This is a genomic window from Burkholderia sp. HI2714 (genome assembly GCF_002223085.1).
GTDB lineage: Bacteria > Pseudomonadota > Gammaproteobacteria > Burkholderiales > Burkholderiaceae > Burkholderia > Burkholderia lata_D.
Window position 1 is genome coordinate 247,696 of sequence record NZ_NKFM01000021.1, and the last position, 24,419, is coordinate 272,114.

The following is a 24,419-nucleotide window of genomic DNA, read 5'->3' on the forward strand; positions in this document are numbered from 1 at the left end:
CGTTTATGCGCACCAAATTAACCGTCAAGAATCCGAAGCCGGCGTCGCCGACCCGCGCCCCTGTCCGCTCCGGCAGCCTCGTCGCCCGCAAGGCGGTGCGTCCCGCTACGCCTCCCGCCGGGGACAAGCCGGCCCGCCCGAAGAAGGCCGCCCCGGCCGCTGCCGGCGAGCGCACGTTCAAGCCGCGCGCCGCCGCGGGCGCCGAGCGCCCGGGCGCGGATCGCGCACCGGCCAAGCGTGCGCCGCGTGACGGCGGTGCCGAACGCGGCACGCGTGCCCCTTATCGCGACAACGCATCCGGCGAAGGCGCGAAGCGCAGCTTCGGCGACCGTCGCACGTCGTCCGATCGCCCGCCCCGCCGTGATGACGACGCACGGCCGCGTCGCACAGGTGGCGAAGGCGGCGCACGCGCGCCGTATCGCGACAACGCCGGCGGTGAAGGCGCAAAGCGCAGCTTCGGTGACCGTCGTACGTCGTCGGATCGCCCGCCCCGCCGCGACGACGATGCCCGCCCGCATCGTGCAGGTGGCGAAGGCGGCGCACGCACGCCTTATCGCGACAACGCATCCGGCGAAGGCGCAAAGCGCAGCTTCGGCGACCGCCGCACGTCGTCCGATCGCCCGCCGCGCCGCGATGACGATGCCCGCCCGCGCCGCGCAGGTTCCAGTGAAGGCGGCGCACGCGCGCCGTATCGCGACAACGCATCAGGCGAAGGCGCAAAGCGCAGCTTCGGCGACCGCCGCACGTCGTCCGATCGCCCGCCGCGCCGCGATGACGATGCACGTCCGCGTCGCGCAGGTTCCAGTGAAGGCGGCGCACGCGCGCCGTATCGCGACAAGCCTGCCGGCGAAGGCGCGAAGCGTAGCTTCGGCGACCGTCGCACGTCGTCCGATCGCCCGCCGCGCCGCGATGACGATGCACGTCCGCGTCGCGCAGGTTCCAGTGAAGGCAGCGCACGCGCGCCGTATCGCGACAAGGCAGCCGGCGAAGGCGCGAAGCGCAGCTTCGGCGACCGCCGCACGTCGTCCGATCGCCCGCCGCGCCGTGATGACGATGGCCGCCCGCGCCGCGCAGGCGCCGACGACGGCAAGCGCCCGTCGTATCGCGACAAGCCTGCCGGCGAAGGTGCAAAGCGCAGCTTCGGCGACCGCCCGGCCCGCCCCGCGCGCGACGGCGAGCGCCGCTCGTTCGGTGCGGTCAAGACCGCGCAACCGGTCAAGCGCGCCGCCGCCGATATCGACTACGGTGACGAATCGGGTCTGATGCGCCTGTCGAAACGGATGTCCGAGCTCGGCATGTGCTCGCGCCGCGAAGCCGACGAATGGATCGAAAAGGGCTGGGTCCTCGTCGACGGCGAACGCATCGACACGCTCGGCACCAAGGTACGCGCGGACCAGAAGATCGAGATCGACGAACGGGCGAGCGCCGCACAGGCCGCGCAAGTGACGATCCTGCTGCACAAGCCGGTCGGCTATGTGTCGGGCCAGGCGGAAGACGGCTACGAGCCGGCGGCCGTGCTGATCACGCGCGCGAACCGCTGGAGCGGCGATCATTCGCCGGTGCGTTTCTCGCCGCAGCACCTGCACGCACTCGCACCGGCCGGTCGTCTCGACATCGACTCCACCGGCCTGCTCGTGCTGACGCAGAACGGCGTGATCGCGAAGCAGCTGATCGGCGAGCAATCGGACATCGACAAGGAGTACCTGGTGCGCGTGCGCTTCGGCGAACGGCTCATCGACATCGACCAGCACTTCCCCGCGGAATCGCTCGCAAAGCTGCGCCACGGCCTCGAGCTCGACGGCGTCGCGCTGAAGCCCGCGATGGTGAGCTGGCAGAACGGCGAGCAGTTGCGCTTCGTGCTGCGCGAAGGCAAGAAGCGCCAGATCCGTCGCATGTGCGAGCTGGTGGGCCTCGACGTGATCGGCCTGAAGCGCGTCCGAATGGGCCGCGTGATGCTCGGCGCACTGCCGCAGGGTCAATGGCGCTATCTGTCGGCCGACGAGACGTTCTGATCGCGGGCGCACACCCGTGCGCCACGCAATGAAAAAGCCCGCGCAAGCGGGCTTTTTCTTGTCTGCGAGAAGCTGAGAAGCCAGTGCGGCAATCAGTCGTCGGAAGCCGGATCGAGCCCCGGGAACAGCACTTCCGTGAAGCCGAAGCGCGTGAAGTCGGTGATCCGCATCGGATACAGCTTGCCGATCAGGTGATCGTATTCGTGCTGGACGACGCGTGCGTGAAAACCGTCGACCACGCGGTCGATCTTCTCGCCGTACTGGTCGAAGCCGCTGTAGCGCACTTTCGCGTAGCGGCTGACGACGCCGCGCATGCCCGGTACCGACAGGCAACCTTCCCAGCCCTCTTCCATGTCCGGCGGCATGTACTCGATCTTCGGGTTGATCAGCACGGTCTCGGGCACCGGGGGCGCGTCCGGGTAGCGGTTGTTGTTGCCGAAGCCGAAAATGATGATCTGCAGCCCGATGCCGATCTGCGGTGCGGCCAGGCCGGCGCCGTTCGCATGGTGCATCGTCTCGAACATGTCCGCGACGATCTCGTGCAGTTCGGGTGTATCGAACCGCTCGACCGGCTTGGCGACTTCGAGCAGGCGCGGATCGCCCATCTTCAGGATCTCGCGAATCATGGCGTATTACCCTCCAGGAGTTGGTGCAGACCGTCTTCGTCCAGCACGGGGATGCCGAGTTCCTCGGCCTTCGCGAGCTTGCTGCCGGCTTCGGCGCCCGCGACCACGTAATCCGTCTTCTTCGATACCGAACCGGCCACTTTCGCGCCTGCCGCTTCGAGCATTTCCTTCGCGGCATCGCGCGTGAGCGTCGGCAGCGTGCCCGTCAGCACGACCGTCTTGCCGGCCAGCACGCCCTGCGGCGCCTTCGGCGCGGGCGGCCCTTCCGGCCACGTCACCTTGCCCGGCGCGCGCAACTGCTCGATCACGGTCCGGTTGTGCTCTTCCGCGAAGAACTGATGGAGCGACTCGGCGACGATCGGCCCGACGTCGTTGACTTCGAGCAGTTCTTCGATCGATGCGTCCATGATCGGCGTCAGCGAGCCGAAATGCTTCGCGAGATCCTTCGCGGTCGATTCGCCCACGTGACGGATGCCGAGCCCGTAGATGAAGCGCGCGAGCGTCGTATGCTTCGCCTTCTCGAGCGAGTCGAGCAGGTTCTGTGCCGACTTCTCGGCGAAGCGGTCGAGCTCGGCGAGCGTCGCAAAGCCGAGATTGAACAGGTCGGCCGGCGTGCGCACGAGATTCAGCTCGACGAGCTGGTCGATGATCTTCTCGCCGAGCCCGTCGATGTCGAGCGCGCGGCGCTGCGCGAAGTGCCACAACGCCTGCTTGCGCTGCGCCGGGCAGAACAGGCCGCCCGTGCAGCGCGCGATCGCCTCGTCCGGCAGGCGCTCGATCTTCGAGCCGCACACCGGGCATTCGGTCGGCATCACGAACTCGGCCGCATCGGCCGGTCGCCGGTCGAGCAGCGCGCCGACCACCTCGGGGATCACATCGCCCGCGCGGCGCACGATCACGGTATCGCCGATCCGGATGTCCTTGCGGCGCACTTCGTCCTCGTTGTGCAGCGTCGCATTCGTCACGGTCGCACCGCCGACGAACACGGGCTCGAGGCGCGCGACCGGCGTGATCGCGCCGGTGCGGCCGACCTGCACGTCGATCGCGACGAGCTTGGTCAGCGCTTCCTGTGCAGGGAACTTGTGCGCGAGCGCGAAGCGCGGCGCGCGCGACACGAAGCCGAGGCGCTCCTGTTCGTCGCGCCGGTTGACCTTGTAGACGACGCCGTCGATGTCGTACGGCAGCGACTCGCGCTTCTCGCCGACCTTGCGGAAGAAGTCGAGCAAGCCTTCGGCGCCGTGCACGACCGCGCGCTCGCGGTTCACGGGCAGGCCGAGCGACTCGTACCAGTCGAGCAGCGCGCTGTGCGTATCGGGCATCGGCATCCCGTCGAGCACGCCGATCCCGTACGCGAAGAACGACAGCGGACGCTGCGCGGTGATCTTCGAGTCGAGCTGGCGCAGGCTGCCGGCCGCCGCGTTGCGCGGGTTCGCGAATTCGCGCTGCTCGGCCGCGCGCTGGCGTTCGTTCAGGCGTGCGAAATCGCGCTTGAACATCAGCACCTCGCCGCGCACGTCGAGCAAGGCCGGCACGTGCTTGCCCTTCAGCTTCAGCGGAATCGAGCGGATCGTGCGCACGTTCTCGGTCACGTCCTCGCCCGTCGTCCCGTCGCCGCGCGTGGACGCCTGCACGAATACCCCCTGCTGGTAGCGCAGCGAGATCGCCAGACCGTCGAACTTCAGTTCGCACGCGTATTCGACGGGCTCCGTCACCGAGCCGGCGAGATCGGTGGTCTTGTCGAGCGCGTCGGCGACACGCTTGTCGAATGCGACGATGTCCTCGTCGGCGAAACCGTTGTTCAGCGACAGCATCGGCGCGTCATGGACGACCGGCGTGAAGCCGCCGGCCGCCTCGCCGCCGACACGCTGCGTCGGCGAATCGGGCGTCACGAGTTCGGGATGGTCGGTCTCGAGCTGCTGCAATTCGCGGAACAGCCGGTCGTATTCGGCGTCTGGCAGATCCGGCTGGTCGAGCACGTAATAGGCGTAGTTCGCCCGCTCGAGTTGATCGCGCAGCCACGCGGCGCGCGCGTCGGGCTGGCTGGCTGGCGGTTCGGCTTGGGTTCGGGCCATGCTGGCGGCAGAGTCGTTCTGAAAAATCGGAATTCCGATTATCTCAGTTTGACGCCGCAGCGGGGGCACGCGATGCGTGCCGCGCGGGCCCGCTGCAGTGCACACAAGCACGGTGCATGGCAGCGTCGGGCGACGGCGCCGGAAGCCGCCGCCCGCCGGGCGCGCGTTACTGGCTGAAGAGGCGGCGCGTGACCGGCGAACCGGCCGGGATGCCGGCTTCCTCGAGCTTCGCGTACAGCTTCATCAGTTGCTGATCGATCGCGACCAGCGTCGATTCCGGCAGCGGCCGCCGCGAATCGTCGACGACCCGCGCGCCGATCCGTTCGGACAGCGATTTCGCGTAATCGCACATCAGCCGGAACGGCAGGATGTCCTCTTCGGCGACCGGCACGTCGAGCACCAGCGTGATCATGTTGCCGCCCTTGTACGTGAGGTCGTCGCGCAGGAAGTTCGTGTCGCCGAACTGCAGCATGAACACGGGGTTCTGCTTCGCGTCGAGCTTCACGAAACGCGTGCCGTCGCGCGACAGCAGCAGCCCGTCCTGCGACGCGACCGCCTGCACGTAGTTCGCCGACCACGGCGCGCCGTCCGACATCACGTTGATCGACAGCTGCGCGTCGCACTGCGCGGCGAACGCGTCGAGCTCGCGCGCCATCGCGACCGTTTCCATCATGTCCGGGAATTCGGGGGCGCCGTCGATCGCGTCGGCGAACTGCTGGACGCCCGTCACGAATTCGGAGAACTCGAGCTCGTTCAGCGCACCGCTGCGGTTCGCGAGCTGCGCGGCCGCGCGCAGTTCCTCGTAGCGCACGCCGTTCTGCAGCATCTCCCACTGGCCGCCTTCCGGCTTGCCTTCGATGTGCACGGGCTTGCTGCCCGCGCGGCGCAGCCGCTGCGCGGCCGGCAGGATCTTGTCGCCCGGCAGCGACCCGCCGAGGCGGATCGGCACGATGCAGTCGATCCGGCGATCGACGATTGCCGGCGGGGCCGACGAGATCGTCGTGGCGGCCGGCAGCACCGGTTCGGCCGGCTCTGCCGGTTCAGCGTGCGTGTCGTGCGCGGAAGCCGGCACGGCTGTTTCGCCCGCAACCGGCTCGACCGACTCGGCCGGTGCATCGACGCCGGTCGCCTCGGCCTGCAGATCGGCCGGCATGTCGGCAGGTGCCGCTCCACCGAACGTCGGCTCGACGCGCGCGACTTCGGCCGGCGTGCCGCCCGTGGCGGCCGCCGGGGCCGGTGCCGCGGGCTCGCGCCGCACCGGCTGGCGCACCGGCTCGATGAACGGCAATTCTTCCTCGCGTTCGGGGCGGTTCATCGCCTCGGCCGCTTCCTCCGGCATCGGGCGCGGCATCCTGCGCCGCACCTTCGCGCCCTGCCATGCGTTGTAGACCACGACGCCGCCCACCACGACGGCGCCCGCGCCGATCAAACCGAGTGTCAACTCGTCCATGCACGCTCCATCAGCAATTCTTGTTCGTCGGAACCGCGAACGGGCGCCCATGCGCCGCGCGAACGCGGTCCGGTTTCGTCAAACGTCAATTCTGGGCAAATCCCGCGGCGGTTTCCATGTCCACCGCAACGATCCGCGACACGCCCTGCTCCTGCATCGTCACGCCGATCAGCTGCTGCGCCATTTCCATCGCGATCTTGTTGTGCGAGATGAACAGGAACTGCGTCTTGTCGGACATCGCGCGCACGAGATTCGCGAAACGCTCGGTGTTCGCGTCGTCGAGCGGCGCGTCGACCTCGTCGAGCAGACAGAACGGCGCCGGGTTCAGCTGGAACATCGCGAACACCAGTGCGGTCGCGGTCAGTGCCTTCTCGCCGCCCGACAGCAGGTGGATCGTCGCGTTCTTCTTGCCCGGCGGCTGCGCCATCACCTGCACGCCGGCGTCGAGAATTTCGTCGCCCGTCATGATCAGCTTCGCCTGGCCGCCGCCGAACAGACGCGGGAACAGGTCGCTGAAGTGACGGTTGACCTCGTCGAAGGTGCCCTGCAGCAGCGTGCGGGTTTCCTGGTCGATCTTGTGGATCGCGTCCTCGAGCGTCGTGATCGCGTCGATCAGGTCGGCCGACTGCGCGTCGAGGAACACCTTGCGCTCGCTCGCGGCCTTCAGCTCGTCGAGCGCGGCCATGTTCACCGGGCCGAGCGCGTTGATCGCGTTGTTCAGGCGCGTAACCTCGCCCTGCAGGTACGACGGCTTCAGATCCGGCGTGAGCTTCTCGCGCAGCGCTTCCTCGTCGACCTCGGCCGTCGTCAGTTGCTCGGCGAACTGCTCGACCGACAGGCGCGCGGCCTGCTCCTTCAACTGCAATTCGGTGATGCGGTCGCGCAACGGCTGCAGCGAGCGCTCGGCGACGAGTCGCTGCTCGTCCGACGCGCGCAGCTTCGCGGTCAGGTCGTCGAGTTCGATCCGCGCGGCCTGCAGCGCCTCTTCCTTCACCGCACGAATCTCGAGCGCATCCTGCAGGCCCGTGTGCGCGGTCTGCTCGTTGATCGTCTCGAGCTCGGCGCGTGCGTCTTCAAGCGACGCGGCGACGCGCTCGCTCTGCTCGTGCGCGACCTGGATGCTGCGCTTGAGTTCGTCGATCCGCGTCACGGCATTGCGTGCGGCGAAGCGCGCGTCGTTCGCGCCGCGCTCCAGGTCACGCGCTTCCTGACGCGCCTGCGTCAGCGATTCGTCGAGCGCTTCGAATGCGAGCTGGTTGTCCTCGAAGCGCGCCTGCAGTTCTGCCAGTTCGCCGTCGAAACGCTCGAAATTCGCTTCCGACTCCGCGCGCATCGCGCGCTGCTCCTCGATCTGCGCGCCGATTTCCTCGAGTTCCTCGCGGATCTGCGTGCTGCGCTGCGTGTAACGTTCGTGCGCCTGCGCAAGCTTCAGCACGTCCATCTGCAGCGCGTGCACGCGCTGCGTCGCACGCTCGGCCTGCGCTCGCACGTCGCCGAGCGCCTGCGTGGCTTGCGTGTGCGCGGCTTCCGCACGTACGGCGGCCGTGCGCGCCTCGTCGGCGAGCAGCGCCTGCGCACGCACCTGGCGCGTCAGGTTTTCGATTTCCTGCTGGCGGGCCAGCATCCCGGCCTGCTCCGAATCGGCGGCATACAGCTGCACGCCGACGCGCGTGACGATATGGCCGGCCTTGACGACGAACGCGCCGCCTGCCGGCAGCTGCGTGCGCGTCGCGAGCGCCTGCGCGACGTCGTCGGCGACATACACGTTGCCGAGCCAGTCGTTCAGCACCGCGCGGATGCCCGCATCGTCGATGCGCACGAGCGACAGCACCGGACGCAGGCCGGCCACGGCCGCCGGCGGTTCACCGGCTGCGGGCGGCGCGTAGAACGCGAGCTTCGCGGGCGGTGCGTCGGTGGCAAAAGCCTTCACCCAGTCGAGATTCGACACTTCGAGCGCGGCGAGGCGCTCGCGCAGCACGGCTTCGAGCGCCGCTTCCCAGCCGGCTTCGACATGCAGCTTCTTCCACAGACGCGGCAGCGCGCCGAGCTCGTGCTTGTCGAGCCACGGCTGTACCTTGCCTTCGGTCTGCACGTTTTCCTGCAGCTGCTTCAGCGCGGCGAGACGTGCCTCGAGCTGGTGGATCTGCGCGGCTTCGGCCTGCACGCGCTCCTGCGCGGCACGGCGCTCGCCATCGAGGCGCGGCACCGTTTCCTGCGCGTCGGCGAGGCGCGCCTGCGCCTCTGCCAGGATCTCTTCCTGCTCGGCGAGCTGCATGCGCAGCTCTTCGAGCTGCGCCTCGTCCGGCGCATCGAGCCCGCCCGCTTCGCTCTTCAGGCGCTCATGGCGCTGCTGCAGCTGCTGGAGCTGCTGGTCGGCGTTGCGCTGGTGCGCGGCTTCGAGCTTCAGCGACTGTTCGGTCTGCGCGATCCGCGCGCGCTCGTCGTTGAGCTGCGCCTGCGCATCGCGGAATTTCGCCTCGAGCGCCGGCAGCGCGTCGTGCTTCGCAGCGGCGTTGTCTTCGGCGAGCGCGGCCTTCTCGTCGGCCATCGCGCGCGCTTCTTCGGCTTCCTCGAGCTCGTCCTGCGCCTTCTCGGCCTGCGCGCGCCATTGCTCGCGCTGCGCATTCAGCGCGGCGATCTGCGCCTGCACGCGATTGCGCGATTCGACGATGAACTTGATCTCGGCTTCGAGGCGGCTCACCTCGGCGTTCGCTTCGTAGAGCGAACCCTGCGCGCCCTGCATCGCGTCGCTTGCCGAGTAATGCGCCACGCGCAGCGTCTCGAGCTGCGCCTCGACCTCGCGCAGCTTCGCCGTCTGCGCCTCGAGGTCGATCTGCGCCTGTTCGATCGCGCGCTGCTGCTTCTGCTGCTCGCCGGCGGCCTCGTTCTTGCGCAGCAGCCACAACAGGCGCTGCTTCTCCTCGCCGTCGGCGACGAGTTCCTTGTACTTGGTCGCGACGACGGCCTGCGCCTCGAGCTTCTCGAGGTTCGCGCCGAGTTCGCGGACGATGTCCTCGACGCGCGTCAGGTTCTCGCGCGTGTCGTGCAGGCGGTTCTCGGTCTCGCGGCGGCGTTCCTTGTACTTCGACACGCCCGCGGCTTCCTCGAGGAACACGCGCAGCTCTTCCGGCTTCGCCTCGATGATCCGCGCGATCATGCCCTGCCCGATGATCGCGTACGCACGCGGCCCGAGGCCGGTGCCGAGGAAGATGTCCTGGATGTCGCGGCGGCGCGCCGGCAGGTTGTTGATGTAGTAACTCGACGTGCCGTCGCGCGTGAGCACGCGCTTCACGGCGATCTCGCCGTACTGGCCCCACTGGCCGGCCGCGCGGCCGTCGGAGTTGTCGAAGATCAGTTCGACACTGGCCCGGCTGCCGGGCTTGCGGGCGGTCGAGCCGTTGAAGATCACGTCCTGCATCGATTCGCCGCGCAGCTCGGAAGCGCGCGACTCGCCGAGCACCCAGCGCACGGCATCGATGATGTTGGACTTGCCGCACCCGTTCGGGCCCACCACGCCGACAAGCTGGCCCGGAACCTGGAAATGCGTGGGATCGACAAAGGATTTGAAGCCAGCGAGTTTGATCGAGCTCAGACGCACGGCGGTATCGGATGTGAAGAAGGTGTGAAACGGACGGAGCCGCACTGCGCGAGGCCGGACAGCCCATGCGCGCGATGCGCCCCGGAATTCAAAAGCGGGGCCGCGCGCATACAGCGTTGGGCCCCGCAAACGGCTTCCATCATACCATCGCGCGTGCGCCGTCCCGACCGTCGCCCGGTTTGTCCGGTGCCGGCGCGGCACGATGGACCCGGCTCGACAGCAGCGTCGCCAGCACGATGCAGGCGCCGCCCGCCCACTCGCGCGCGGTCGGCAGCTCGTTCGCGAACACCCATGCCGACAGCGCGGTGATCACGATCTCGAACAGCATGATGATCGACGCGCGGTTCGCCGGCACGCGCGCCAGCCCGTATTGCACGAGCAGGTTGTTCGACGCCATCGTCACGCCGATCGCGACGATGATCAGCGCGGCCGTGCCGAGGTGGCCGCCCGCCGGCGCGGCCGGTATCCCCTCGAACAGCGACGCGATCGCGCCGAACACCGCCGCGCCGCCGAACAGCGTCGCGGTACGCATCTCGGCGCGCATCTCCGGCAGCTCGCGGCTCGCCTTGATCACTAGCACGTTGCTCATCGCAAAGCTCAACCCGGCCGCGAGACCCGCCCATTCGGCCGGGGTGGCCGGCAGCGGCAGGCCGAGCGCCGGCGACCACAGCATCAGCATCGCGCCGCCGATCGACAGCGCCGCGAGCCCCGCGCCGGCCCAGGTCAGCCGCTCGCGCAGCAGGAAGTGCGCGTAGATCGCGGTCCATGCGGGGGTCAGGTAGAACAGCAGCATCACGCGCAGCACTTCGCCGTGGATCGTGCCCCACACGAACCCGAGGTTCGTCACGCCGGCCGTCACCGCGATGCCGGGCAGCACCCAGTGCCAGCGCAGCGTCGCGATCGTGCGATGGCGCGCGACGATCACGAACAGGAAGGCGACGAGGCTCGTCAGCGCGCTCGCCAGCGTGCCCGTCACGCCGAGCGACGCCAGGATCCGCAGCGGATACCAGATCAGGCCCCATACCGATGCACCGATCAGGATGGCCAGCGTCGGCAGGCTGCCGCGTACCGCGTTATTCATTTGGTCCGATACCCTTTATTCGACCGGCCCGGCCGCCGTTCCGGCAGGCCGTGACCGCATTTCGTCACGCTATAATCGTCCGTTGCGACCCGCGCGCCATCGGCGCCCGTTCGCAGCCGCGCGGCGCGCCCGCCGCTTCTTTCGCTCCAACCGGCCGCGATGGCCGCTTCGCCCGTGAACCCTCGACTCGACTCGCTCCAGCCCTATCCCTTCGAAAAGCTGCGCGCCCTGTTCAAGGACGTGACGCCCTCCGGCGCCCTCAAACCGATCAGCTTCGGCATCGGCGAGCCCAAACATGCGACCCCGGCGCTGATCCGCGACGCCGTGGTGGCCGCGCTCGACGGTCTCGCGTCGTACCCGGCCACCGCCGGTTCGGACGCGCTGCGCACGTCGATCGCGCACTGGCTCGAGCGCCGCTACGGGCTGCCGGCCATCGATCCGGCCACGCAGGTGCTGCCCGTGTCGGGGTCGCGCGAGGCGCTGTTCTCGCTTGCGCAGACGGTGATCGACGCACGCCCGGCCGAACAGGGCGAGAAGGCGATCGTACTCTGTCCGAATCCTTTCTATCAAATTTACGAGGGCGCGGCGCTGCTGGCCGGTGCCGAACCCTATTTCGCGAACAGCGACCCGGCCCGCAACTTCGCGTGCGACTACGCGTCCGTGCCGGACGAAGTCTGGGCGCGCACGCAGCTGCTGTACGTGTGCTCGCCGGGTAACCCGACGGGCGCCGTGCTGACGCTCGACGACTGGCGCGAGCTGTTCGCGCTGTCCGACCGCCACGGTTTCGTGATCGCGTCCGACGAGTGCTACTCGGAAATCTATTTCGACGAAGCGGCGCCGCCGCTCGGCGGCCTCGAGGCCGCGCACCGCCTCGGCCGCGGCTTCGAGCGCCTCGTGATGCTGTCGAGCCTGTCGAAGCGCTCGAACGTGCCGGGCATGCGCTCGGGCTTCGTCGCCGGCGACGCGGCGCTGCTGAAGCAATTCCTGCTGTACCGCACGTACCACGGCGCGGCGCTGTCGCCGGTCTGGCAGCACGCGAGCATCGCCGCGTGGAACGACGAGGCGCACGTGCGCGAGAACCGCGCGCTGTACCTGCAGAAGTTCAATACCGTCACGCCGATGCTCGCCGACGTGATCGACGTGAAGCTGCCCGACGCGGCGTTCTACCTGTGGGCCAACGTGTCGCGCACCGGGCTGTCGGACACCGAGTTCGCCCGCCGCCTGTACGCCGACTATAATGTGACGGTTCTGCCCGGCTCGTACCTGGCGCGCGATGCGCACGGCACGAATCCGGGCCGCGATTTCATCCGGATCGCGCTCGTCGCGGGCACCCCCGAATGCGTCGAGGGCGCGCAACGCATCGTCGATTTCTGCCGCTCTCTCGCGCGGTAATCGTTCATCCGATCAATTCCATCCATCTCCTGCGAAAACGAACATGTCGCAACAACTTCAGCAAATCATCGATACCGCCTGGGAAAACCGCGCCGAGCTGTCGCCGAAGGCCGCACCGGCCGACGTCCGCGAAGCCGTCGCGCACGCGATCGAGCAGCTCGACAAAGGCGCGCTGCGCGTGGCCGAGAAGATCGACGGCAACTGGACCGTGCACCAGTGGCTGAAGAAGGCCGTGCTGCTGTCGTTCCGCCTGGAGGACAACGCGCCGATGCCCGCCGGCGGCTACTCGCAGTTCTACGACAAGGTCCCGTCGAAGTTCGCGAACTACACCGCCGAAGATTTCGCCGCGGGCGGCTTCCGCGTCGTCCCGCCGGCCATCGCGCGCCGCGGCTCGTTCATCGCGAAGAACGTCGTGCTGATGCCGTCGTACACCAACATCGGCGCGTACGTCGACGAAGGCACGATGGTCGACACGTGGGCAACGGTCGGTTCGTGCGCGCAGATCGGCAAGAACGTGCACCTGTCGGGCGGCGTCGGCATCGGCGGCGTGCTCGAGCCGCTGCAGGCGAACCCGGTCATCATCGAAGACAACTGTTTCATCGGCGCGCGCTCGGAAGTCGTCGAAGGCGTGATCGTCGAGGAAAACTCGGTGATCTCGATGGGCGTGTACCTCGGCCAAAGCACGAAGATCTACGACCGCGAGACGGGCGAAGTCAGCTACGGCCGCATCCCGGCCGGCTCGGTCGTCGTCGCCGGCAACCTGCCGTCGAAGGATGGCTCGCACAGCCTGTACTGCGCGGTGATCGTCAAGAAGGTCGACGCGAAGACGCGCGCGAAGGTCGGCCTGAACGAGCTGCTGCGAGGCGACTGATGGCGAAGCCGCACACCGTGGTCGTCTACGGCATTCCGAACTGCGACACTGTGAAGAAGGCCCGCGTGTGGCTCGACGATCACGGCGTCGAATTCGAGTTTCACGACTTCAAGAAGCTCGGTGTCAGCGCACCGCTCGTCGAGGACTGGCTGAAGGACGTGTCGCTCGACGCGCTCGTCAACAAGCGCGGCACGACGTGGCGCGGCCTGGACGACGCGATGAAGGCGGCCGCCGAAACGAAGGCCGGCGCGGTCGCGCTGATGATCCACAAGCCGTCGGTCATCAAGCGCCCCGTGCTGGTGGTCAACGGCCGCGTGAAATCGCTCGGCTTCGTGGCCGATCAATACGCGGCGCTGTTTGCCGCATAGGGCTGCCCGCGCTGCGCCTGTCAGCGCAGCCCGACGTCTTGTCGCTGCCGGCCACCGCGCCGGCATTTTTTATCGAAAGTGGTCCGAACCATGTCCGCCACCCTAGCCCTTACCGAACAGCTGATCGCCCGCGCGTCCGTGACGCCCGACGACCAGCATTGCCAGCAGATCATGACCGAGCGCCTCGCGGCGCTCGGCTTCGAATGCGAGACCATCGCGTCGCACGGCGTGACCAACCTGTGGGCCGTCAAGCGCGGCACCGACGGCCGCGACGGCAAGCTGCTCGCGTTCGCGGGCCACACCGACGTCGTGCCGACCGGCCCGCTCGAGCAGTGGAGCTCGCCGCCGTTCATCCCCGCCCATCGCGACGGCAAGCTGTACGGCCGCGGCGCGGCCGACATGAAGACGTCGCTCGCGGCGTTCGTCGTCGCGTCCGAGGAATTCGTCGCGGCCCATCCCGGCCACCGCGGCACGATCGCGTTCCTGATCACGAGCGACGAGGAAGGCCCCGCCACCGACGGCACCGTGAAGGTCGTCGAGCTGCTCGAAGCGCGCGGCGAACGCATGGACTACTGCATCGTCGGCGAGCCGACGTCGACCGCCGAGCTCGGCGACGTCGTGAAGAACGGCCGCCGCGGCTCGATGTCGGGCGAACTCGTCGTCAAGGGCGTGCAGGGCCACATCGCGTATCCGCACCTCGCGAAGAACCCGATCCACCTGCTCGCGCCGGCGCTCGCCGAGCTCGCCGCCGAGCAGTGGGACGAAGGCAACGAATACTTCCCGCCGACCACCTGGCAGGTGTCGAACCTGCACGCCGGCACCGGCGCGACCAACGTGATTCCCGGCCACGCCGACCTGCTGTTCAACTTCCGCTTCTCGACCGCCAGCACGGTCGAGGGCCTGCAGGCACGCGTGCACGCGATCCTCGACAAGCACGGCCTCGAATACACGCTGAAGTGGTCGGTGAGCGGCCTGCCGTTCCTCACGCCGCGCGGCGAGCTGTCGGGCGCACTGGAAAACGCGATCCGCGCCGAGACCGGCATCACGACCGAGCTGTCGACCACGGGCGGCACGTCGGACGGCCGTTTCATCGCGCGCATCTGCCCGCAGGTGATCGAGTTCGGCCCGCCGAACGGCAGCATCCACAAGATCGACGAGCACATCGAAGTGCGCTTCGTCGACCCGCTGAAGAACGTGTACCGCCGCGTGCTCGAACAACTGATCGCCTGATGGAGCCTCGCATGACGACACCTTTTGCCACTGTTCGCGACCTGCTGCGCTACGCGGTCACGCGCTTCTCGAAGGCGAAGCTCGCGTTCGGCCACGGCTCCGACAATGCATACGACGAAGCGGCCTACCTCGTGCTGCGCACGCTCGACCTGCCGCTCGACACGCTCGAGCCGTTCCTCGACGCGCGGCTGCTGCCCGACGAAATCGCGGCCGTGCTCGCCGTGATCGAACGGCGTGCGACCGACCGCGTGCCGGCCGCGTACCTCACGCATGAAGCGTGGATGCACGGCCACCGCTTCTACGTCGACGAACGCGTGATCGTGCCGCGCTCGTTCATCGGCGAACTGCTCGACGACGGGCTGCAGCCGTACGTCGCCGACCCCGAGCAGGTCGGCGCGGTGCTCGAACTGTGCACGGGCTCCGGTTGCCTCGCGATCCTCGCGGCGAGCGCGTTCCCGAACGCCGAGATCGACGCGGTCGACCTGTCCGACAAGGCGCTCGAAGTCGCCGAGATCAACGTACGCGACTACGGCCTCGAAGACCGCGTCGCGCTGCACCGCGGCGACCTCTACGCGCCGCTGCCCGCGTTCCGCACCGATCCGGGCTCGCGCTATGACGTGATCCTGACGAACCCGCCGTACGTGAACGCGTCGTCGATGGCCGCGCTGCCGCCCGAGTACCGGCACGAGCCGGAGATGGCGCTCGCGGGTGGCGATGACGGGATGGACATCGTGCGACGTATCGTCGCCGAGGCCCATCGCTGGCTGCACGACGACGGCGTGCTCGTCGTCGAGATCGGCAACGAGCGCGAACACGTCGAAGCCGCGTTCGGCGGCCTCGAGCTCACGTGGCTGCCCACCAGCGCGGGCGACGACGCCGTGTTCCTGATCCAGGCGTCGGACTTGCCCCGCAAGGCCTGAGCCTTCCCGGCTCGCCCACCGTGCGGTGCACCGTTGCGCCGCACGGTTGGGTAAGATGCGCGTAGGCGGCCGCCCGGCCGCACGACCTCAGGAGTCCGTCACGCGCCCATGACCCTCGACTGGCTACATCTCGGCACCCTGATCCTGACCATCCACGTGCTCGGGATCGTCGCGGCATTCCACGCGATCATGAATACGCGCACGTCTCAAGGCGCGATCGCGTGGGCCGTCTCGCTCGCGGCCATGCCGTACCTGACGCTCATTCCGTACCTGTTCCTCGGCCGCAGCAAGTTCTCCGGCTACGTCGACGCCCGGCGCCACGAGCTGGAAATGTTGCGCATGCACACACCGCGCTCGCCCTGGCTCAGCACCGACGCGACCGACGGGCCGGCCGCCGACGCAATCGGCCAGGCCGCGGTGCTCGCGCTCACGCGGCTCGGCGGCATGCCGTTCCTCGGCGGTAATTCGGTGCGCACGCTCGTGAACGGCGACGCGACGTTCTCGGCGATCCTGGCGGCCATCGACGCCGCGCGCGACTACGTGGTGGTGCAGTTCTTCATCGTGCGCGACGATGCACTCGGCCGGATGATGCGCGACTCGCTGCTCGCGCGTGCGGCAGCCGGCGTGCGCTGCTGCCTGCTGTACGACAGCATCGGCAGCTTCGACCTGCCGCACAGCTACGTCGACACGCTGCGCCGGGGCGGCGTGGAGGTCCACCCGTTCGCGACCAACCGGAAGTTCGTCAACCGCTTCCAGCTCAACTTCCGCAACCACCGCAAGATCGTCGTCGTCGACGGCAATCGTGCGTTCGTCGGCGGCCACAACATCGGCGTCGAATATCTCGGCGCGAAGGCGCGCCTGTCGCCGTGGCGCGACACGCACATCGAGATCCGCGGCCCGGTGGTCGCGAGCATCCAGTACGTGTTCGCCGAAGACTGGCACTGGGCAACGCAGAAGCTGCCGCCGCTCGCGCTGCCGCCGCCCGCACTGCCCGGCGACAACATGCATTGCCTCGCGGTGCCGATGGGGCCGGCCGACAAGCAGGAGACGGGCTCGCTGTTCTTCGTCGAGGCAATCAACGCCGCGCGCGAGCGGGTCTGGATCACCACACCGTACCTTGTCCCCGACGAAGCCGTGATCTCCGCGCTGAAGCTCGCCGTGATGCGCGGCGTCGACGTGCGCATCCTGATCCCGAGCCGGCGCGATCACTACGTGGTATTCGAGGCGTCGAAGCTGTACGCGCGCGACCTGGTCGATGCGGGCGTCAAGGTGTTCCGCTACCGGCCCGGCTTCCTGCACCAGAAGGTCGTGCTGATCGACCGCATCGCGGCGGCGATCGGCAGCGCGAATCTCGACAACCGTTCGTTCCGCCTCAATTTCGAGATCATGGTGCTGACCGTCGATCGCACGTTCGCCGACGAGGTCGAGACGATGCTCGATGCCGATTTCGCGCAGGCGTACGAGGTCGATGCGAGCGAATACCGCCAATCGCGCGCCTGGCGGCGCATCGCGATGCACGTCGCGCGACTGTTCGCACCGATCCTCTAACGGCCGGGACGGCGGCGGCGCCCGTGCGACCCGCACCGACGCCGTGAACGCCGCCGGCAGCTGTCACAGCAGCTTGTCGATATCCGCGGCGATTTCCTCCGGCTTGGTCGACGGCGCGTAGCGCTTGACGATGCACCCTTCGCGATCGACCAGGAATTTCGTGAAATTCCACTTGATCGCCTTGAGGCCGAGAATGCCGGGCGCCTCGTCGGTCAGGTAGCGGTACAGCGGATGCGCATGGTCGCCCTTCACGTCGATCTTCGCGAACATCGGGAACGTGACGCCGTAATTGCGCTCGCAGAACGCGCCGATCTGTGTGGCGTCGCCGGGCTCCTGCTTGCCGAACTGGTTGCACGGGAAGCCGAGCACATAGAAGCCGCGTGCCGCGTACTGGTCGTACAACTTCTGCAGGCCAGCGTACTGCGGTGTGAAACCACACTCGCTCGCGGTGTTGACGATCAGCAGCACCTTGCCGCGATACGCATCGAGCGACGCCGGCGCGCCGGCAAGCGTCTCTGCGCTGAACGAATACAGGGTGGACATCGGGCACTCCTTTTACGAAACCGGATCGACGTGGAGTCTAGGCGAAATTGCCCCGTTGCGGCATCCGCCGAACGGCCAATGCCCGGCGCGAGCGGCGCGCAGTCTAGAATAGCGGTTTTGGCCAGTCATTTCCGCCGTGATCCGTTTCAATCAGTTCAGTCTTGCGCGCGGCACCAAGCCGCTGTTCGAGTCGACCTCCTTCGTGCTCAATCCCGGCGAGAAAGCCGGCCTGATCGGCGCGAACGGCGCCGGCAAGTCGACCCTGTTCTCGGTCCTGCGCGGCGAGCTGCACTCGGACGGCGGCGATTTCTCGATGCCGCCGTCGTGGCGGATCGCCCATGTGTCGCAGGAAACGCCCGCGGTCGACCGCTCGGCGCTCGACTACACGCTCGACGGCGACGCCGCGCTGCGCGAGATCGAGGCCCGCATCGCCGCCGCCTCCGCCGCGCATGACGGCGCCGCCGAAGCCGACGCGCACGCGGCGTTCGCCGACGCCGACGGCTACACCGCGCCCGCCCGCGCCGAGGCGCTGCTGCTCGGCCTCGGCTTCACGCTCGCGCAGACGCGCGAATCCGTCGCCAGCTTCTCCGGCGGCTGGCGCATGCGCCTGAACCTCGCGCAGGCGCTGATGTGCCGCTCCGACCTGCTGCTGCTCGACGAACCGACGAACCACCTCGACCTCGACGCGATCGTCTGGCTCGAGGATTGGCTGCACCGCTACCCCGGCACGCTCGTCGTGATTTCGCACGACCGCGAATTCCTCGATTCGATCTGCAATGTCACGCTGCATCTGGAAAACCGCCAGGTGAAGCGCTACGGCGGCAACTACTCGCAGTTCGAAGTGCTGCGCGCGCAGCAACTGGCGCTGCAGCAAAGCGCGTACGAAAAACAGCAGAAGACGATCGAACACCTGCAGAGCTTCGTCGACCGCTTCAAGGCCAAGGCGACCAAGGCCAAGCAGGCGCAGAGCCGGATGAAGGCGCTGGAGAAGATGGAGCTGATCGCGCCCGCGCACATCGCGTCGCCATTCACGTTCGAATTCCGCACGCCCGATGCCGCGCCGAACCCGATGATGGTGATGGAAGACGTTCGCTGCGGCTACCACGCCGACGGCGGAGCGGAAATCCCGATCGTCGAGCGCGTCGCGCTGTCGATCCAGAACGGCCAGCGCATCGGCCTGCTCGGTGCGAACGGCCAGGGCAAGTCCACGCTGATCAAGACGCTGGCCGGCACGCTCGCGCCGCTGTCGGGGCACGTCCGCGACGGCAAGGGGCTGACGATCGGCTATTTCGCGCAGCACCAGCTCGAAACGCTGCGCGAAGATGATTCCCCGCTCGCGCATCTGGCACGGCTCGCGCCCGACACGCGCGAACAGGAGCTGCGGGACTTCCTCGGCGGCTTCAACTTCTCGGGCGACATGGCGACCACCCCGGTCGGGCCGTTTTCGGGCGGTGAAAAGGCACGCCTCGCGCTCGCGCTGATCATCTGGCAGAAGCCGAACCTGCTGCTGCTCGACGAACCGACCAACCACCTCGACCTCGAAACCCGCCATGCGTTGACGATGGCGCTCGCGCAGTTCGAAGGCACGCTGATCCTCGTCTCGCACGACCGCCACCTGCTGCGCGCGACGACCGACCAGTTCATGCTGGTCGCGAAGCACCGGCTGCAGCCGTTCGACGGCGACCTCGACGACTACCGTGACTGGCTGCTGCAGCACGCGGCCGAGCAACGCGCCGCCGCGAAGGCCGACAGCGCGGCGTCGGCGGGCGCGGGTGCCGCGGCCAACCGCAAGGACCAGAAGCGTCAGGCCGCCGAGGAACGGCAGCGCCTGTCGGTGCTGAAAAAGCCGCTGCAGACGCGCATCACGAAGCTCGAAAAGGAAATGGAGACGCTGCACGCGGAGAAGGCGCGCCTCGACGCATTCGTCGCCGATCCGGCGAGCTACGAGGCCGAGCGCAAGACGGAACTGACCGATGCGATCCGCAAGCTCGGGGACGTCAACACGCGTCTCGAAACGGTCGAGGCCGACTGGCTCGCCGCGCAGGAAGAACTCGAGCAGATCGGCTGACCGCCGTCGCGGCACGGCCAACCGATACGCCGGCCAGCCCGGCGTGCCGACTGGCTCCGCGCCGCGACACCTCGGCATCGCAGTACCTCGGCAGACCATCGGGCCGTGGGCGGGCCCAGATACGACAAGGCCGGGCGCGCCGGCCCGGCCTGTTCATTCATTACCGCAGTCACCCGATTCGCCGCGTTGCCGGCTCAGCGTCGCGGCAACGTGTCACGCGGCATCTGCTCGTCGTCGCCCATCAGGTGCCGGCGCCCTTCGGTTGGCCGCCGGATCGCCGCAGCGACTTCCGCTTCCGTCACGTCCTCGGACACGACCTTGCGCGCCAGGCGCCCCTCGTCGTCGATCCATTCGACGATCCGGCATCCGCCGCCCCAGGGCTGGCGAATCGGCTCCGACACGCGGCAGCCACGCAGGTTGTAAAGGCGTCCGCTCGGCGCTTCCCCATACGATTTCAACATAGGATCCCTTCGCATTGCGCGGTTCGACAATCCGGCAAAGGATAGGGAAAAGCGATGTCCGTCGGGTTACAGAAGCCTACATATTCTTTACAACGAATTACGCGACAGATCGCCCGCACGCATGGCCGGGCGCCTTCCGGGCCGGTCACTCGAGATCGCGCACGCGGTCGATCGCCTGTTCGAGCCGATCGACGGCCATCACGTTCAGCCCTTCGATCGGCTGCTTCGGCGCATTCGCCTTCGGAATCAGCGCGGACGTGAAACCGAGCTTCGCGGCTTCGCGCAGCCGTTCCTGCCCGCGCGGCGACGGCCGGATCTCGCCCGCCAGCCCGACTTCGCCGAACACGATCAGCCCCTTCGGCAACGCCTTGTTGCGCATCGACGAATGGATCGCCAGCAGCACCGCGAGGTCGGCGGCCGGCTCGGTGATCTTCACGCCGCCCACCGCGTTGAGGAACACGTCCTGGTCGAAGGCCGCGATGCCCGCGTGCCGGTGCAGCACCGCGAGCAGCATCGCGAGCCGGTTCTGCTCGAGGCCGACCGCGAGCCGGCGCGGGTTCGGCACGTGCGCCGTATCGACGAGCGCCTGGATTTCGACGAGCAGCGGGCGCGTGCCTTCCTGCGTGACGAGCACGCACGAGCCGGGCACGACCTGCTCGTGCTGCGACAGGAACAGCGCGGACGGGTTGGCCACGCCGCGCAGCCCGCGCTCGGTCATCGCGAACACGCCGAGCTCGTTGACCGCACCGAAGCGGTTCTTGAACGCGCGCACGAGCCGGAACGACGAATGCGTGTCGCCTTCGAAGTACAGCACGGTGTCGACGATGTGCTCGAGCACGCGCGGGCCGGCCAGGTTGCCCTCCTTCGTCACGTGCCCGACCATGATGATCGCGGTGCCCGACTGCTTCGCGATGCGCGTGAGCTGCGCCGCGCACTCGCGCACCTGCGCGACCGAGCCCGGCGCCGACGTGAGCGCTTCCGAATAGACGGTCTGGATCGAGTCGATCACGGCCACGTCCGGCCGTTCCGTGTCGATTGCGGCCTGGATCTTCTCGAGCTGGATCTCGGCGAGCAGCTTCAGTTCATCCGCCGCCGCACCGCCGTCGAGCAGCGCAAGCCGTTGTGCGCGCAACGCGATCTGCGCGGCCGACTCCTCACCGCTGATATAGAGCGCGCGCCGCTCGCTCGCGATGTCCGCGAGCGACTGCAGCAGCAGCGTCGACTTGCCGATGCCCGGATCGCCGCCGATCAGCACGACGCCGCCCGGAACCAGCCCGCCGCCGAGCACGCGGTCGAATTCGCCGATGCCGGTCGAGAAGCGCGGCACGTCGGCCGCTTCGATGTCGACGAGACGCTGGACGGGCGCCCGCTTGGCGAGCGACTGGAAACGGTGGGCCGACGGCGCCTCGGCGGCCGATTCAACCAGCGTGTTCCAGGCCTGGCACGACGGGCATTGGCCCTGCCACTTCGGGGTCTGTCCGCCGCACTCGCTGCAGACGTATACGGTTTTCTGTTTGGCCACGCGCGACGCCCTTATTCCGCGCGCACGGGCACGCGGCCGGCGACCGCGCACATCAGCTCGTAGCCGATCGTGCCGCAATGGCGGGCGACGTCGTCGATCGGCAGCGCGTTGCCCCACAGCTCGACGCGCGCGCCGACGCCAGCCTGCGGGCACGGGGTCAGGTCGACGGTGATCATGTCCATCGATACGCGACCGACGATCCGCGTGCGGATGCCGTCGACGATCACCGGCGTGCCTTCGGGCGCGACCCGCGGATAGCCGTCCGCGTAACCGCACGCGACCACGCCGATCCGCATCGGCGCCTGCGCGGAGAACGTCGAGCCATAGCCGATCGCCTGGCCCTTCCCGATCGTCTGCACCGCGATCAGCTCGGACGCAAGCGTCATCGCGGGCTTCAGCCCGGTATCGGCGATGTCGGACGACAGCCCGGACGGCGACGCGCCGTACAGCACGATCCCCGGGCGCACCCAGTCGAAGTGCGTGTCCGGATGCCACAGCACGGCCGCGGAGTTCGCGAGGCTGCGCGTGCCGGCGATGCTTTCCGCGCCGCGCTCGAACGTCGCGAGCTGCTCGGCGACGCCGCGCTCGTTGTCCGCATCCGAAAAATGGGTCATCAACGTGATCTGGCCGATGCCGGGGCACGCGCGGGCGCGCTCCCAAGCGGCGCGGTATTTTTCCGGCTGGTAGCCGAGCCGGTTCATCCCGCTGTTCATCTTGAGCTGCACGTTGACGGGCTTCGACAGCCGCGCCGTTTCCAGCATCCGCATCTGCTCGTCGTTGTGGATGGTCGTCGTCAGGCTGTAGCGGTCGATCACGTCGATGTCGGTCGAGCGGAAGAACCCTTCGAGCAGCAGGATCGGGCCGGCCCAGCCGAGCTCGCGCAGCTTGACGGCCTCGTCGAGGTCGAGCAGGCCGAAGCCGTCGGTGCCGCGCAGGCCGGGAAACACACGCGCGAGACCGTGACCGTACGCGTTGGCCTTGACGACCGCCCAGACCTTGGACGGGCCGGCAAAGCGGCGGACGACGGAGAGATTGTTCGCGAGAGCGGCGGTATGGATGGTGGCGGAGATCGGGCGCGGCATGGGAAATTTACGTAAAGACGCTTGCGAATCATCAGCTTACCGCGCCTTTTGAGCACTGAAGCCGACAATTTGCGGAACGATCGGGGAATCTTGCTAGTCCGAATTGGCGTATTTTCATGTTATAAAGCCGTGCGCACAACCCATTTCGAACGGAATAAGCCGATCGCATACCAGGCGGCCTACGCGGCCCTGCCGCAGCGACGAAAGCATCGCATCAGATGAAAAAAGGTTTTTACACCATCATGGCCGCGCAGTTTTTCTCGTCGCTGGCCGACAATGCGCTCCTCATCGCCGCCATCGCCCTGCTGAAAGACCTCCACGCCCCCAACTGGATGACACCGCTGTTGAAGCTGTTCTTCGTGTTGTCCTATGTGGTGCTGGCGGCCTATGTCGGCGCCTTCGCGGATTCGCGCCCGAAGGGCCGCGTGATGTTCATCACCAACTCGATCAAGGTCGTCGGCTGCATGATCATGCTGTTCGGCGCCCACCCGTTGATTGCGTACGGGATCGTCGGCTTCGGCGCGGCGGCCTACTCGCCCGCGAAATACGGCATCCTCACCGAGCTGCTGCCGGCCGACCGGCTGGTCGCCGCGAACGGCTGGATCGAAGGCACGACCGTCAGCTCGATCATTCTCGGCACCGTGCTCGGCGGTGCGCTGATCAGCCCGCACATCGCGTCGCACGTGATCGCGCACACGCCAGCCTGGATCGGCACGCCCGCCGAAGCGGCGATGGCGATCATCATGGCGATCTACGTGATCGCCGCGCTGTTCAACCTGCGCATCCCCGATACGGGCGCCCGCTACCCGAAGCAGGAACGCGGCCCGGTCAAGCTCCTTACGGATTTCGCCGACTGCTTCATGGTGCTGTGGCGCGACAAGCTCGGCCAGATCTCGCTGGCGGTCACGACGCTGTTCTGGGGCGCGGGCGCGACGCTGCAGTTCATCGTGCTGAAGTGGGCTGAAGTGTCGCTCGGCATGTCGCTGTCGGAAGGCGCGATCCTGCAGGCCGTGGTTGCCGTGGGCGTCGCGGCCGGCGCAATCGCTGCTGCCGCCCGAATCCCGTTGAAGAAGTCGCTGACCGTGCTGCCCGTCGGCATCATCATGGGCATCGCGGTGATGCTGATGGCGTTCTACACGCGCGACCTGTTCCCGTCGAACTGGGCCGTGCACATCGGCCACCTGCGCATGCCCGTGTACCTGATCATCGCGTACATCTTCCTGATGTGCGTCGGCGCATTGTCCGGCTACTTCGTCGTTCCGATGAACGCGCTGCTGCAGCATCGCGGCCACGTGCTGCTGTCGGCCGGCCACTCTATCGCGGTGCAGAACTTCAACGAGAACCTGTCGGTGCTCGTGATGCTGTGCCTGTATGCGGTGCTCGTATGGCTCGACGTGCCGGTCGGCGTCGTGATCGTGCTGTTCGGCACGTTCGTCTGCCTGACGATGTGGCTCGTGATGCGCCGGCACCAGGCAAACCAGCGCCAGTTCGACTCGGTCGCGCTGATCGGCGAATCGCGGCACTGACGCTACACTTCCCGTTTCCGTCCGCTGGCGCCGGTCCTCGAACCGGCGC

18 protein-coding genes are annotated in these 24,419 nt (G+C 67.9%); 9 read left to right on the forward strand and 9 right to left on the reverse strand.

The features are described 5' to 3' along the window. Window positions 1-5: 5 nt before the first annotated feature. A complete protein-coding gene (locus CFB82_RS11300) occupies window positions 6-2,012 on the forward strand; it encodes a pseudouridine synthase (protein ID WP_089484157.1) in 2,007 nt (668 codons plus the stop codon). Window positions 2,013-2,104: 92 nt separating this feature from the next. Here the strand turns inward: CFB82_RS11300 and def are convergent, their stop codons facing one another. The 5 genes from def to CFB82_RS11325 form a co-directional block, all read right to left on the reverse strand. After that, the gene (gene def, locus CFB82_RS11305) at window positions 2,105-2,638 is read right to left on the reverse strand and encodes a peptide deformylase (protein WP_069248281.1); all 534 of its coding nucleotides are present in this window, start codon (window positions 2,636-2,638) and stop codon (window positions 2,105-2,107) included. Further along, window positions 2,635-4,710 (reverse strand): NAD-dependent DNA ligase LigA, encoded by a 2,076-nt coding sequence (ligA, locus tag CFB82_RS11310; protein WP_069248282.1) that lies wholly within the window; start codon window positions 4,708-4,710, stop codon window positions 2,635-2,637. Before ligA ends, def begins: the two co-directional genes overlap by 4 nt. 166 nt (window positions 4,711-4,876) lie before the next feature. Continuing rightward, complete coding sequence (locus tag CFB82_RS11315) at window positions 4,877-6,160, reverse strand: cell division protein ZipA C-terminal FtsZ-binding domain-containing protein (protein WP_089484158.1); 1,284 nt, start codon at window positions 6,158-6,160, stop codon at window positions 4,877-4,879. Window positions 6,161-6,245: 85 nt separating this feature from the next. Next, window positions 6,246-9,758 carry a chromosome segregation protein SMC gene (gene smc, locus CFB82_RS11320; protein ID WP_046545990.1) on the reverse strand — a complete coding sequence of 1,171 codons (3,513 nt, stop codon included), beginning with the start codon at window positions 9,756-9,758 and terminating at the stop codon, window positions 6,246-6,248. A 139-nt stretch (window positions 9,759-9,897) separates the two neighbouring features. Further along, window positions 9,898-10,839 carry a DMT family transporter gene (locus CFB82_RS11325; RefSeq protein WP_089484159.1) on the reverse strand — a complete coding sequence of 314 codons (942 nt, stop codon included), beginning with the start codon at window positions 10,837-10,839 and terminating at the stop codon, window positions 9,898-9,900. 159 nt (window positions 10,840-10,998) lie between these two features. Between CFB82_RS11325 and dapC the strand changes: the two genes are divergently transcribed. From dapC to cls, 6 genes are all read left to right on the forward strand, one after another. Next, window positions 10,999-12,231 carry a succinyldiaminopimelate transaminase gene (gene dapC, locus CFB82_RS11330; RefSeq protein WP_089484160.1) on the forward strand — a complete coding sequence of 411 codons (1,233 nt, stop codon included), beginning with the start codon at window positions 10,999-11,001 and terminating at the stop codon, window positions 12,229-12,231. A 43-nt stretch (window positions 12,232-12,274) separates the two neighbouring features. Next, complete coding sequence (gene dapD / locus CFB82_RS11335; RefSeq protein ID WP_006478479.1) at window positions 12,275-13,102, forward strand: 2,3,4,5-tetrahydropyridine-2,6-dicarboxylate N-succinyltransferase; 828 nt, start codon at window positions 12,275-12,277, stop codon at window positions 13,100-13,102. After that, complete coding sequence (locus CFB82_RS11340; protein WP_069248286.1) at window positions 13,102-13,470, forward strand: ArsC family reductase; 369 nt, start codon at window positions 13,102-13,104, stop codon at window positions 13,468-13,470. Before dapD ends, CFB82_RS11340 begins: the two co-directional genes overlap by 1 nt. Before the next feature lie 90 nt (window positions 13,471-13,560). After that, entirely contained in the window at window positions 13,561-14,700 is a 1,140-nt protein-coding gene (gene dapE / locus CFB82_RS11345; RefSeq protein ID WP_089484161.1) for a succinyl-diaminopimelate desuccinylase, read from the forward strand. An 11-nt stretch (window positions 14,701-14,711) separates the two neighbouring features. Next, complete coding sequence (gene prmB, locus CFB82_RS11350; RefSeq protein WP_089445875.1) at window positions 14,712-15,620, forward strand: 50S ribosomal protein L3 N(5)-glutamine methyltransferase; 909 nt, start codon at window positions 14,712-14,714, stop codon at window positions 15,618-15,620. A 108-nt stretch (window positions 15,621-15,728) separates the two neighbouring features. Beyond that, a complete protein-coding gene (gene cls, locus CFB82_RS11355; RefSeq protein ID WP_089484162.1) occupies window positions 15,729-17,168 on the forward strand; it encodes a cardiolipin synthase in 1,440 nt (479 codons plus the stop codon). 63 nt (window positions 17,169-17,231) lie between these two features. On the opposite strand, the gene CFB82_RS11360 is transcribed toward cls, so the two are convergent. After that, window positions 17,232-17,711: a glutathione peroxidase gene (locus tag CFB82_RS11360; RefSeq protein ID WP_089484163.1), complete on the reverse strand. Its 480-nt coding sequence runs from the start codon at window positions 17,709-17,711 to the stop codon at window positions 17,232-17,234. A gap of 136 nt (window positions 17,712-17,847) precedes the next feature. On the opposite strand from CFB82_RS11360, the gene CFB82_RS11365 reads away from it, so the two are divergent. Further along, entirely contained in the window at window positions 17,848-19,779 is a 1,932-nt protein-coding gene (locus CFB82_RS11365; protein WP_089484164.1) for an ATP-binding cassette domain-containing protein, read from the forward strand. Window positions 19,780-19,973: 194 nt separating this feature from the next. Here the strand turns inward: CFB82_RS11365 and CFB82_RS11370 are convergent, their stop codons facing one another. The 3 genes from CFB82_RS11370 to alr all read right to left on the reverse strand — a co-directional run bounded on the left by CFB82_RS11370 (window position 19,974) and on the right by alr (window position 22,844). After that, a complete protein-coding gene (locus tag CFB82_RS11370; protein WP_039342663.1) occupies window positions 19,974-20,240 on the reverse strand; it encodes a DUF2866 domain-containing protein in 267 nt (88 codons plus the stop codon). 145 nt (window positions 20,241-20,385) lie between these two features. Next, on the reverse strand, window positions 20,386-21,762 hold the full coding sequence (gene radA / locus CFB82_RS11375; RefSeq protein WP_069248291.1) for a DNA repair protein RadA: 1,377 nt from the start codon (window positions 21,760-21,762) through the stop codon (window positions 20,386-20,388). An 11-nt stretch (window positions 21,763-21,773) separates the two neighbouring features. Beyond that, the gene (alr, locus tag CFB82_RS11380) at window positions 21,774-22,844 is read right to left on the reverse strand and encodes an alanine racemase (RefSeq protein WP_089484165.1); all 1,071 of its coding nucleotides are present in this window, start codon (window positions 22,842-22,844) and stop codon (window positions 21,774-21,776) included. Between the two features lie 218 nt (window positions 22,845-23,062). Between alr and lplT the strand changes: the two genes are divergently transcribed. Further along, the gene (gene lplT, locus CFB82_RS11385; protein WP_069248293.1) at window positions 23,063-24,370 is read left to right on the forward strand and encodes a lysophospholipid transporter LplT; all 1,308 of its coding nucleotides are present in this window, start codon (window positions 23,063-23,065) and stop codon (window positions 24,368-24,370) included. Window positions 24,371-24,419 lie beyond the last annotated feature (49 nt).

Coding starts and splice junctions, on each gene's coding strand:
- CFB82_RS11370 (WP_039342663.1), bottom strand. CDS start 20,240: ATGTTGAAATCGTATGGGGAAGCGCCGAGCGGACGCCTTTACAACCTG.
- CFB82_RS11300 (WP_089484157.1), top strand. CDS start 6: ATGCGCACCAAATTAACCGTCAAGAATCCGAAGCCGGCGTCGCCGACC.
- CFB82_RS11360 (WP_089484163.1), bottom strand. CDS start 17,711: ATGTCCACCCTGTATTCGTTCAGCGCAGAGACGCTTGCCGGCGCGCCG.
- dapD (WP_006478479.1), top strand. CDS start 12,275: ATGTCGCAACAACTTCAGCAAATCATCGATACCGCCTGGGAAAACCGC.
- dapE (WP_089484161.1), top strand. CDS start 13,561: ATGTCCGCCACCCTAGCCCTTACCGAACAGCTGATCGCCCGCGCGTCC.
- cls (WP_089484162.1), top strand. CDS start 15,729: ATGACCCTCGACTGGCTACATCTCGGCACCCTGATCCTGACCATCCAC.
- lplT (WP_069248293.1), top strand. CDS start 23,063: ATGAAAAAAGGTTTTTACACCATCATGGCCGCGCAGTTTTTCTCGTCG.
- def (WP_069248281.1), bottom strand. CDS start 2,638: ATGATTCGCGAGATCCTGAAGATGGGCGATCCGCGCCTGCTCGAAGTC.
- alr (WP_089484165.1), bottom strand. CDS start 22,844: ATGCCGCGCCCGATCTCCGCCACCATCCATACCGCCGCTCTCGCGAAC.
- dapC (WP_089484160.1), top strand. CDS start 10,999: ATGGCCGCTTCGCCCGTGAACCCTCGACTCGACTCGCTCCAGCCCTAT.
- CFB82_RS11340 (WP_069248286.1), top strand. CDS start 13,102: ATGGCGAAGCCGCACACCGTGGTCGTCTACGGCATTCCGAACTGCGAC.
- ligA (WP_069248282.1), bottom strand. CDS start 4,710: ATGGCCCGAACCCAAGCCGAACCGCCAGCCAGCCAGCCCGACGCGCGC.
- CFB82_RS11315 (WP_089484158.1), bottom strand. CDS start 6,160: ATGGACGAGTTGACACTCGGTTTGATCGGCGCGGGCGCCGTCGTGGTG.
- CFB82_RS11325 (WP_089484159.1), bottom strand. CDS start 10,839: ATGAATAACGCGGTACGCGGCAGCCTGCCGACGCTGGCCATCCTGATC.
- prmB (WP_089445875.1), top strand. CDS start 14,712: ATGACGACACCTTTTGCCACTGTTCGCGACCTGCTGCGCTACGCGGTC.